Below are 11,767 nucleotides of genomic sequence, written 5' to 3' on the forward strand. Positions count from 1 at the left end.
GGACGGCGGCGCCGCTGTTGAAAGGGCAGAGTGAGCTGGGGAGAACGGGCGGTGCGGGCGGGTCGTCCCGGCGCACCGCCCGTGGCGGGCGTCAGCTGCCGGCCGGAACCTGGGTGGGCACGTCGAACCAGGAACCGGCTAGTTCGCCCACCTGGCTGTCGTCGAGCGCTCCCTGGAAGAACCAGACGTCGTCGATCACGCCGGGGAAGTACTCGGCACCTGTCGTACCGACCTTCGTCCGCCCGACCTGGAGCGACTTGCCTGCCTTGGTGGTGAGCACGTTCTCGCCCCAGGCGATCAGGTCCTCGCAGGAGGCGTCGTCCGCCGTACCGTCAGCGTCCTCGCACGGGGCCTCTTGGAGGATGCCGTTGACGTACAGGCGGGCCTGCTTGGCGAAGCCGTCGTAGACCAGGGCCAGGTGGTTCCAGGCGGTCACGCCGCTGAACTCGGTGTTGGCCAGGCGTGCCGTCGTGCCGTCCGCGGCATCCTTGTTCGGCAGCGCGATCTCCCAGCTGCCCAGGCCCTCCGGATCCGTCGGGTCCGGGACGTAGCGCACCGCGAAAGGACTCTGGCTGGTTCCCTCCGCGCTGACCACCGACGCGTTCTGCGTGGGGATCGAGGCGGCCTGGGCCCAGGCGGTGACGGTGAAGCTGGCGCTCGTGTCGACGGGCACCGCCGGGACGGTGGCATAGCCGGCCTTGCCGTCCAGCTCCAGGCCGCCCTCCATGAACCCGGCCCCGATCTTCGCGCCGCCCTGCAGGGACAGGGCGGCCGCCCGGCCCGCGTCGTCCGGCGAGGCGATGCCGCTGACGCCGTCCAGCTTCCAGCGGGCGTTGAGCAGCGCGCGCTGCTTGAACAGCTGCTGCACCTCGTCGGCGGACACCGGCCGGTCGAAGAGGCGTACGTCGTCGATCTGGCCGGGGAAGAACGAGGTGGGCACGCCTTCGAACGCGCTGGCGCCGATCTGTACCGCGCCCCCGGCGTACCAGGTCGAGGTCGTGGCAGTGGTGCCGGCCAGGGTCCCGTTGACGTACAGCGAGAGCGTGTCGGCCACGGTGTCCTGCACGCCGACCAGATGCGTCCACTCACCGCCGTACGCGGTGGTGCCCTCGGGCTGCATGGCCCGCACCACCGTGGAGTCGCCGGTGTCGGCGCTGTGCTGGTTGAACACCCAGCGGTCGTAGGAACTGGAGTAGTACAACTCCGGCCCCGTCACCGTGGCGCCGATCTGCGACGCGACGCTCGCGGCGTGCGTCGGTTTGGTCTTCGGCAGCTTCACCCAGGCCGAGACGGCGTAGCTGTACGAGGTGTTGATGTGCGGGCCACCCGTGGTGGCGTAGTCGTCGGTCCCGTCCAGGGTCAGCGCGTTGCCGTCCACACCGGCCGCGCCCGTCGTGGCGCCGCCCTTGAGGATCGCGGGGCTCACGTCGGCTCGCGCGCTCAGCTCGGTCGCGTCGGCGGGGTCGTCCAGGTGGAAAACCATCCGGGCCGGACGGCCGCCGCTCGTGTTCGATGTGTGGAGGCTCGACACCTCAGCCGCCGACAGGGACTTCTCGAAGGTCTTCACCTCGTCGATGGCCCCGGGGAAGAACGCCGCGGGCGTGCCGCCCGGGGTGCTGGCACCGATGAGCATGCCGCGTCGGCCGTTCCACGGTGTGGTGTAAGCCGTGGTCCCGGCCAGCGTCCCGTTGACATACAGTTTCAGCGCCTTCTCGCCTGCGGAGTAGACGCCGGCCAGATGGGTCCACTCGTCGACCCTGACCCCGCCCGCGGCGGCCTGCATGGCCCGCACGGGGGTGCCGGACGCGGTGTCGGAGCTGTACTGGTTGAACACCCAGCGGTCGTACCCCTTGGAGTAGTACAGCTCGAAGCCCGGCTGATTGTTGCCGCGCTGGGAGGCCACGATCGCCGCCTCCGACGGCATCGCCGACAGCTTCACCCATGCCGACACCGAGAAACTGACGTCGGTGTTGACGGTGGCCAGGTCGGTGCTGGCGTAGTCGTCGACGCCGTCGAACCGCACCGCCTTGCCGAACCTGCCCTCCACGCCCGGCGTCGCTCCGCCGTGCAGGGTCGCGGGCTCCTCGGGCGCGCCACCCGCCGCCTGAGTGGCCCCCGCCGCCTCGTCCATCGACCACCGGGCACGCTCCAGCTGCCCCGACTTGACCCGGAACTGGTAGGTGCGGATCTCGGAACCGTTGCCCGCGGCGTCAAACGCCCGGGCGGTGACGAAGTTGAGGCCGGGCTTGGCCGGCAGCATCTTCGCGACCTTCGCCGCGCCCGCGGAGGTGGTGATCGTGTTCTTCGAGGTGGGGTCGCCGTTGATGCCGAACCAGTACTTCGTCACGTCGGTGTCGGCGGCCTTGAGCTCGAACGAGCCGTATCTGCCGACCCCGTCGAACCACGGGTCGTCCGGGTTTTCCGGGTCCGAGGCCGGATACTCGACGGACGTGACCGCAGGGGCCTTCGGCACCTTCGTGTCGTAGCTGAAGTAACAGCCCGTCGGATCGCCCGTGCTGGACCACGGCGAGTACTGCGCCCCGTCGTAGCTGCGCGCGTACCAGCTGATCTGCTTGTTCTCCGGCAGGGAGGAGGGCAGGGTAAGCGAGAAGCCGGAGCCGGACTTCTTGTAGCCGGTCCGGGCGGGCTTCCAGCGGGCGACCACGCCCTTGCCGTCACCAGTGTCCCAGGCCGCCTCGACCTGCACGGCGACGGTGTCGCCGTCCGGGTCGGTGACGCCGTTGGCGTAGATCTTGCCGAGGGTGCGCACGCGCGGTGCGTCGGCCGGCCTCTTGCAGGTGCCGCCGTACTCCATGGTGAGCTGCGACATCCTGATCTGCGACGGCGGCCGGTTGTACTTCACCCGCAGATACGCCTTGTCGGAGAACCGCTTCCACCCATAGGCATCGGTTTCGCTGGCGGCCTGCATGCCGAACGTCATCGTCGCCGACTTGGCCGTGGCCGCCGACTGCACCGCCGACTTCACGTCGAACTCCGCGTCCTTCGCGGCGCAGCCGGTGTATCCGTAGGCGAAGGACTCTGTCTTCAGATGATCGATCCAGAAGCCCCTCTCGTTCTGCGAGTCCCAGGTCGTCGACGAGGAGATGTCCTTCGTCCGCCACAGCTCCACGCTGCGTGCACCGCACGACGCCGACCACTCGTTCCGTACGACGAATTCGGCTTGGAGGATGGTCTTGCCCGCGAACTTGGACACCGGGATGCGGTAGAAGAGCCGCTTCGTGTCGTTCGGCTGGCAGTAGGACCAGTTGCAGTAGCCCAGGCCGGCGTTGCTCTCGCCGTTGAACTTCCACTGCGGCGACGACGCCCAGTACTTCGACGCCATCGTCCACGCGGAGGCACGCGGGGAGTACCACTGCGGGTCGATGAACACCGGGTAGACGGTGTCCTTGCCCTTCAGCACGTTCGTGTCCGGGGTCAGGACCACCTCCTTGCCGTCTGAGGGAATGTCCACCCCGACCGGGGCCAGTTTCGCGGACTCCCCGGCCGCGGGCTCGTCGCCGGAGACGGCGGCCCGCGGACCGGCGCTCGAGGTCTCCACCTGGCCGTCCTCGGTCGCCGCGGCCGACAGCGACTTCGCCGACGCCGGCTGCTTCGGTGCTGCGGTCTCCTTGGACCCCACAGTCGTACTGGAGTCCCACATCACGGGCGTGGGCGCTTCGAACACCGCGCTCCCGGCGCCCTCGTCGACCGCTTCCAGGCCGCCCTCGGACGTCTCACGGACGTCCAGGCCGTCGGCGGAGAGCTTCAGCCGCAACCGAGTCAGCTCCTCGCTCGCCGCAGCCTCGGCGGACTTGACGACGAGCAGTTGGGTGAAGCCGTCCTCCTGGGCTTCCATCCGCAGGTCAACGTCCGGAAGCACATCCCGGTAGGTCGCCGTGGCGCCGACGAGGACTGGAGCGGGCAGCTTGCCCGGCCAGGACAAGGCCAGTTCACGCCCTGCCTTCTCCATCCGCACCAGGGGCGCGTCCCCACCCGCGGAGAACTCCAGCCCGATGGTGGTCGCGCCCGGGGCCACCGTCCCCTCCGAGGTCTTCGCCAGGTCGGTGTCGACCGGCTTCCACTCGCCCCCGACTCGGGCCCGCACGGGGCGCAGATACTCACGCGCCTCCAGGTTCCCGTCGGACGTCGCATAGACGTCGCTGCTCTCCGCCCGGAGCGATACAACCTCGACGCTCTTGCCGGACCGTTTCGCCTCGGCCAGAGCATCTTCCGTGGTCGTCGCCGCCCCTGGGTCGTTTCCTTGCCCGGCCGCCGAGGCCGCCCGTAACGGAGCCGTTGGGGTGCCGACGACAGCTGCTGTCGCCGGCATCACCCCCACTGCCGTTACCAGCGTCAGCGCCAAGGTCAGTGTCCGGCCATGTCTTCGCGTCAGCACGCGCCCCCGCATTCACACTTCCAACAAGGATTCAGTGAGAAAACACTGAGAAAGATGGTCAAGAAGGAGGCTAAGTAAGAACTAGGTGAAGATCCATTGAAATCAATGCGGCATATCAGGCAAAATACTCTTGCTGGATGTGATACTGAACATAGTTTGGCAAAATCCGTGGAGGCTCAGCGAAAGGGCGGCCCGACCGGATCGGCCGCCATCTCCACCGATCCGGCGGGTTCGGGATAGCCCCTTCACCGCCGCTCGGGCGCGCTCGCCGTCCTGCCGGACGGCTCCCGCCCGACCCGGCTCGACGACCTGAAGGTCCCTGTCATCTACGCCCAGATCACCATGACAACCAGTGACGGCACACAACTGGGTGAGCACTACTCTCGTCGGGCGCTTTACAGGAACCCGACAGCATCTCGGACCGCTCCACACGCAGCCCGGCCACCACCGCAGCACGCCCGCTGCACGAATGGCCACCGCTCGGCCACCGGAGGCCCCTGAATATCGGCAGAAAAGGAAAACCACAGGTCCCGGCGAGTGAGTCCTGGAGTTTCTCGGAGCCGCTTCGGGATTGGAACCCGAGACCTACGCATTACGATGCACGGGCGGACAGTGCCTGATTTGTCGAGGTTCCAAGGTCATCTGAAATAAAAACCCCAGGTCAAAGGCCCGACCTGGGGTTCACCATAGAGCCGCCTTCGGGATTCGAACCCGAGACCTACGCATTACGAGTGCGTTGCTCTGGCCATCTGAGCTAAGGCGGCACGCCGTCCGCACCATGGTGCGGTCAGCAACGTCGGTAAGTCTACACAGTTTCCGGGGGTGCTCCGCACCAGCCCCCGGGGCCCCCCGGACGGTCCTGCGACCAGGGCTAGGAGCAGCGTTTCCCGTCCACCGGAGGGGTGCCGCGGAGCAGATACGCGTCGATCGCGGAGTCGATGCAGGTGCTGCCGCGGCCGTAGGCGGTGTGGCCGTCGCCGTCGTAGGTGAGCAGGCGGGCCGAGGAGAGCTGGGCGGCCAGGGCGCGGGCCCAGCGGTAGGGGGTGGCCGGGTCGCGGGTGGTGCCGACCACGACGATCGGGGCGGCGCCCTCCGCCTTGATGCGGTGCGGCTCACCCGTGGGCCCGACCGGCCAGTACGCGCAGTTGAGGGAGGCCCAGGCGAGGCCCTCGCCGAAGACGGGGGACGCCTTCTCGAAGGTCGGGACGGCCTTCTCGACCGCCTCCGGACTGTCGTAGGCGGGAGGGAGGTCGAGGCAGTTCACGGCCGCGTTGGCGGACATCAGGTTGCCGTAGCGGCCATCGGCGCCCCGCGCGTAGTAGCTGTCGGCGAGGACCAGCAGCCCGGCTCCGTCGTTCTCCTTCATGGCCGAGCCGAGCGCCTCCCGCAGCTGGGCCCAGGAGCTCTCGTCGTACATCGCCGCGATCACGCCGGTCGTGGCGAGGGCCTCGCCGAGGTTGCGGCGGTCCGCATCACCGGTGGGGACCGGGTGCGCGTCCAGCTCGGCGAAGAAGGTCCTGAGGTTCTGGCCGGCCTGCGCGGTCGTCGTGGTCTTCGTGCCGAGCGGGCAGTCCGGCTGCTGCACACAGTCCTTCGCGAACGACTGGAACGCCGTCTCGAAGCCCGCCGTCTGGTCGAGGTTCAGCCGGCGCGCGGACAGCGAGGGGTCCATCGCGCCGTCCAGCACCAGCCGCCCCGAGCGGCCGGGGAACAGTCCCGCGTAGGTCGCCCCGAGGAACGTCCCGTACGACGCCCCCACGTAGTTCAGCTTCGGGTCGCCGAGTGCCGCCCGCACGATGTCCATGTCCCGGGCCGACTCGACCGTCGACACGTGCCGCAGCAGCTTCGCCGAGTGCCCGCCGCACCCTTCCGCGAACTTCTTGTAGGCATCGACGAGTTCGGTGGTCTCGCGCGCGTCGTCGGGGGTGATGTCCGTCTGGGCGTACGTGTCCATGTCCCGCCCGTCGAGGCACTTGACGGGTTCACTGCGGGCGACCCCGCGCGGATCCACCGCGACCATGTCGTAGCGGGCCCGCACCGCGGCGGGGTAGCCGATCCCGGCGTACGCCTGGAGGTAGCCGATCGCCGAGGCGCCCGGTCCGCCCGGGTTCACGAACAGTGACCCGAGGCGCTTGCCCGGCCCGGTGGCCTTCTTGCGGGCGACGGCGAGCCGGACGTCCCCGCCGGCCGTCCTGTCGTAGTCGAGCGGCACCTTCAGCGTGGCGCACTCGAAACCGGGGACCTCGCAGCTGTGCCAGCGCGCCTTCTGTCCGTAGTACGGCGTGAGGGCGGCCGGTGTCGAGCGTGGCAGTGCGGCCAGCGCCACGTCGGCGGCCGAGGTGGCCGCATTCGTCGAAGCACCCGCGGAGCAGGCGGAGGTGAGCAGCGCGGCAGCCAGAAGAGTGCCGCCGGTGCGGAGGAAGCGGGAGCTGCGCCTGGTGTACATCAGGCGAGAGTAACTCTGTGCAGTTTACTGATGACAATCCGTGTAAACAAAGCCTCGTACGAGTGACGTGGTCAACCCGCTCTGAGCGCCATTGTCATCGCCTCCACCGCGAGCAGCGGGGCCACATTGCGGTCGAGAGCCTCACGGCAGGCGCCGATCGCCTCTATACGGCGGAGCGTGGTCTCCGGGGAGCTGCCGCGGGCGAGCCGCTCCAGGGCGTCCTCGGCGTCCGCGTTGGCGATCGCCACCCGTGAGCCGAGCTGGAGGGCGAGGACATCGCGGTAGAAGGCGGTGAGGTCGGTCAGGGCCAGGTCGAGGCTGTCGCGCTGGGTGCGGGTGCGGCGGCGCTTCTGTCGGTCCTCCAGGTCCTTCATCACGCCCGCCGTGCCGCGGGGCATCCGGCCGCCCTGGGAGGCGCCCATCGCCGCCTTCAGCTCCTCGGTCTCCTTGCCGTCCATCTCCTCGGCGAGCTGCTTGGCGTCGTCGGCCGCCGCGTCGACGAGTTCCTGCGCCGCCCTGAGGCAGCCGCCGACGTCCTCGACGCGCAGGGGCAGCTTCAGCACGGCGGCGCGGCGCTCGCGAGCGGCCGGGTCGGTGGCGAGGCGGCGGGCCCGGTCGACGTGGCCCTGGGTGGCACGGGCGGCGGCCATCGCAACGGCGGGCTCGACGCCCTCCCGGCGCACGAGCATGTCGGCGACGGCTTCCACGGAGGGGGTGCTGAGGTTCAGGTGGCGGCAGCGGGAGCGGATCGTCGGCAGGACGTCCTCGATGGACGGCGCGCACAGCAGCCAGACGGTACGGGGGGCGGGCTCCTCCACGGCCTTGAGGACCGCGTTGGCCGACTTCTCGTTCAGCCGCTCGGCGTCCTCGACCAGGATGATCTGCCAGCGGCCGGTCGCCGGCGAGGTGAACGACTTCCGGACGGTGTCCCGCATGTCGTCGGCGAGGATCTGGGTGCCGACGGCGGCCACAGAGGTGACGTCGGCGTGGGTGCCGATGAGTGCCGTATGACATCCGTCGCAGAATCCGCAGCCGGGGATTCCTCCGAGAGCGCGGTCCGGACTGACGCACTGCAGCGCGGCCGCGAAGGCCCTCGCCGTCTGGTTCCGGCCCGCTCCGGGCGGTCCCGTGAACAGCCAGGCATGCGTCATCTTCGACGCCTCGGGGGGCCGGGTGCCGGTGGTGGCGGCGGTGACCTGGGCGTCGGCGTCCCGAGCGGCGGCCGCGAGCTGCTCGCTCACCCTTTCCTGGCCGACCAGGTCGTCCCATACGGTCATGGGTCACGCCACCCTTTCGTCATGTTCCGCGCTACGGGATCCATTGTGGGGGCGACCACTGACAACGGACCGACGGTCGGTTGTCGGCTGCGGGCCGGTGGGGGCTGGTCGCGCCCACGCGGCGGAGCCGCATATGGATCCAGCCCCGCGCCCCTGAGTGGATGCAGCCGAAGCATGGCCGGCTGAACCCACCTGGGGGCGCGGGGAACTGCGCGACCAGCCACGACGCACCCGCACCCACACCCGCACCCGCACCCGCACCCGCACCCGCACCCGCACCCACAGAACGACCGCTACCGCCCCCGACGCCGGCCGCGATCATCCCCGTACTCGTCGTCATGCGGTCCGAGCAGCTCATCGGCGAGCGTGGGCAGATCGTCCAGCGGCGTCTCCTCGGCCCAGTCCGACCGCGCCCTCCGCCGAGGCGTCCCCGTCTCGTCGACCTGCGGCAGCTCCCGGGTCCGCTCCTCGTCGCGGAAGTACCCCGGCGGCACCCGATCCGAGGGCCCGTCCCCCGGCACAGGGGGCAGCACGGCCGTCTCGTCGGCGGAACCCGGAGGCACCGGCGGCAGCACCGCGGTCTCATCGGCAGCCCCCGGCGGGACAGGGGGCAGCACGGCCGTCTCGTCGGCGGAACCCGGAGGCACCGGCGGCAGCACCGCGGTCTCGTCCGCCGCACCCGGAGGCACCGGCGGCTGCGGCAGCTCGGCCGTCACCTCGGCGTCGGAGGTGGACCCACCGGAGGTCCCGTCTGCGGACGCATCCTCGTCGTCCTTCTCCATGGGCACCCGGGGCAGCACAGCCGTCTCGTCCACCGGCCCGCCCGACGCGTTCGTCGGCGTCACCACAGGCGTGGGCACGGTCGCCGCGTCCATCCCCGCCGCGGGAGCGGCGGCCTGCTTGGGCCCCGCCTCCGCCGCCGCGGCCGCGGACTCGGCGAGCCGTCGGGCCTCCTCCGCCCGCAGCAACGCCTCCTCGGCCTTGCGCTGCTTCTCCAGCCGCCGCTCCTCGGCCTCGGCACGCAGTCGCGCCTCCTCCTCGGTCCGCTTGCGGGCGGCCTCTTCCTGGGCCTTGCGCCGTGCTTCTTCCTCGGCGCGCGCCTTCTCCTCGGCGAGGAGGCGTACCCGCTCCTCCTCGGCCCGCCTGCGCGCTTCCTCGGCCCGCAGCCGGGCCTCCTCCGCCTGCCGCTCGGCCTCGCGGCGCTGGGCCTCCTCCAGCTCGCGCCGCTTGCGCTCCTCCTCCTCGGCCTTCAGCCGGGCCAGCTGCTCCTGGCGCTCACGCTCCAGGCGCTCCTCCTCGGCCTTGCGCGCGGCCTCTTCCTCGGCCTTGCGGCGCGCTTCCTCCTCGGCCTTGCGCCGGGCCTCCTCCTGCTCCCGGATCTCCTGCTCGGACAGCGGCAGCATCTGGTCGAGCCGATGCCGTACGACGGTGGTGACGGCCTCCGGTTCCTGTCCCGCGTCCACGACCAGGTACCGCCCGGGGTCGGCGGCGGCCAGCGTGAGGAAGCCGGACCGCACGCGCGCGTGGAACTCCGCCGGCTCCGACTCCAGCCGGTCCGGCGCCTCGGTGAACCGCTCGCGGGCGATCTCCGGGGACACGTCCAGCAGAACGGTCAGATGAGGCACCAGACCGTCCGTCGCCCAGCGGTTGATGCGGGCGATCTCCGTCGGGGACAGGTCGCGTCCGGCGCCCTGGTAGGCCACGGAGGAGTCGATGTAGCGGTCGGAGATGACGACCGCACCGCGTTCCAGCGCGGGCCTGACCACGGTGTCCACGTGTTCCGCGCGGTCCGCCGCGTACAGCAGTGCCTCCGCCCGGTGCGAGAGCCCGGCGCTCGACACGTCCAACAGGATCGACCGCAGTCGCTTGCCGACCGGGGTCGCCCCCGGCTCGCGCGTCACCACGACCTCGTGGCCCTTGGCCCGGATCCATTCGGCGAGCGCCTCGGCCTGGGTGGACTTCCCGGCCCCGTCGCCGCCCTCCAGCGCGATGAAGAAGCCATTGTCGGCGGGCACGGTCACCGGGTCGTCGCCGCCGAGCAGCGCGTCCCGCAGGTCGTGTCGCAGGGGGACGCCGGACCGGTCGTCGACCTTGGCCAGCACCAGCGCGGCGACCGGCAGCAGCAGCGCGCCGACCAGCATCAGGGTGAACGCGGCGCCGCCGTGCGCGAACACGAACTTGCCGTTCACCAGCCGGTGAGGACCGATCGCCGCGGCCACCACGGGGGCGACCAGCGCGCCGAGCGCCACGCCGACCCGCACGACCGCGTGCAGATGTTCGGTGGTCCGCGTCCGCCGGTACTCCTCGGTCTCCTGGTCGAGCAGGGTGTGCCCGGTGTTGGCGGCCACACCCGCGCCGACACCGGCCAGCACGTCGATCAGCAGCACGGTGGTGACGTCCGGGACGAGCCCGGCGGCCAGCAGGGCGATGCCGGTGAAGGCGATCGCCAGCGCGAGCAGCCGGCGCCGCGACAGCGAGACCAGCACCTTGGGTGCCGTACGGACACCGGCCACGACACCGCCGGTCAGCGCGGCCACCATCAGGCCGTACATCACCGGGCCGCCGCCCAGGTCCTTGGCGTGCAGCACGGCGACGGCCACGGCGGCCGCGATCGCTCCGGCGACGGCCGCGCAGGCCGCCACCAGCAGCGGAATCGCGCCGGTACGGCCCTTCTCGACGCCTGTGCCCGTCTTGGGCCGGCGCAGCCCCTCCAGCGGCGAACGCGCGCGCGGGGTGCGCGTGCCGGGCAGTTCCAGGAAGGTCAGCACGGACAGGGACGCGGCGAACAGACCGGCCGCGACGTACGACGCGAGGGCCGCCTGGTGCTGGCCGAACCAGTCGAGGCCGGAACCCAGCAGGTTGTTGAGCAGGCCGGCGACGACGAGCGCGGCACCGGCCAGCGGGATCGCCACGAAGGTCGTCCGCAGCGACAGCCGGCGCAGTGCGTCCAGGTGGTCCGGCAGCGGCCGTACCGTCGCCCCCTCCGGGGGAGGTTCGGGCAGCAGGGCGGGCGCCGCGCTCTCGCGGCACACGGTCCAGAAGCGCTCGGCGACCCCGGTCACGAAGGCGGTCACCAGGAGCATCGCGAGGGCGTTGTCCGGCGTCCAGTCGATCCACAGCGGCGCGACGATGAGCAGGGCGAGCCTGACTCCGTCCGCGCCGACCATGGTCCACCGGCGGTCGAGCGGCCCCTCGTGCGAAGTGAGCGAGGTCAGCGGGCCGAGCAGGACGGCGCCGAAGAGCAGCGTCGCCAGGATGCGCGTACCGAAGACGGTCGCCACTGCGAACGCCACGCCCCGGTAGCCGCCGCCGAACGAGCCCTGGGCGATGGCGGCCTGAAGGGCCAGCAGTACCAGCACCAGAAGCGCGAGGGTGTCGCCGATCCCGCCGACGAGCTGGGCGCTCCACAGGCGTTTGAGCTGGGGCCTGCGCAGCAGGGCGCGGACGGCGCGCTCGCGGGAGTCCGCGACCAGGGCGTCGTCGGGGGCCGGGTCAAGGGCCGTTGGCTGCTCGGCACGCGTCATGCATTCAGCCTATCGGGAGCCACCGACAGCCCGGCGAGCGCGTCCGCAGGTGCGCACGCCCCGACACCAAAGTGATGCCGGGGCGTTCGCATGGCGAAGCCTCAGGGGACGAATCCCGACCCGA

At 71.0% G+C, this 11,767-nt stretch carries 4 protein-coding genes and 1 tRNA gene; all 5 read right to left on the minus strand.

The window, feature by feature from the left end:
- Positions 1–91: 91 nt before the first annotated feature.
- A complete protein-coding gene (locus tag ACIBJB_RS39575; RefSeq protein ID WP_398938411.1) occupies positions 92–4,330 on the minus strand; it encodes a LamG-like jellyroll fold domain-containing protein in 4,239 nt (1,412 codons plus the stop codon).
- A gap of 756 nt (positions 4,331–5,086) precedes the next feature.
- A tRNA-Thr gene (locus ACIBJB_RS39580) sits at positions 5,087–5,160 on the minus strand.
- Positions 5,161–5,267: 107 nt separating this feature from the next.
- Complete coding sequence (locus ACIBJB_RS39585) at positions 5,268–6,842, minus strand: alpha/beta hydrolase (RefSeq protein WP_398938413.1); 1,575 nt, start codon at positions 6,840–6,842, stop codon at positions 5,268–5,270.
- A 71-nt stretch (positions 6,843–6,913) separates the two neighbouring features.
- Positions 6,914–8,119 (minus strand): DNA polymerase III subunit delta', encoded by a 1,206-nt coding sequence (locus ACIBJB_RS39590; RefSeq protein WP_398938415.1) that lies wholly within the window; start codon positions 8,117–8,119, stop codon positions 6,914–6,916.
- Positions 8,120–8,412: 293 nt separating this feature from the next.
- Positions 8,413–11,643, minus strand: a complete 3,231-nt coding sequence (gene tmk / locus ACIBJB_RS39595; RefSeq protein ID WP_398938417.1) for a dTMP kinase — start codon at positions 11,641–11,643, stop codon at positions 8,413–8,415.
- Positions 11,644–11,767 lie beyond the last annotated feature (124 nt).

This window comes from Streptomyces sp. NPDC050759 (assembly GCF_044456945.1).
Classification (GTDB): domain Bacteria; phylum Actinomycetota; class Actinomycetes; order Streptomycetales; family Streptomycetaceae; genus Streptomyces.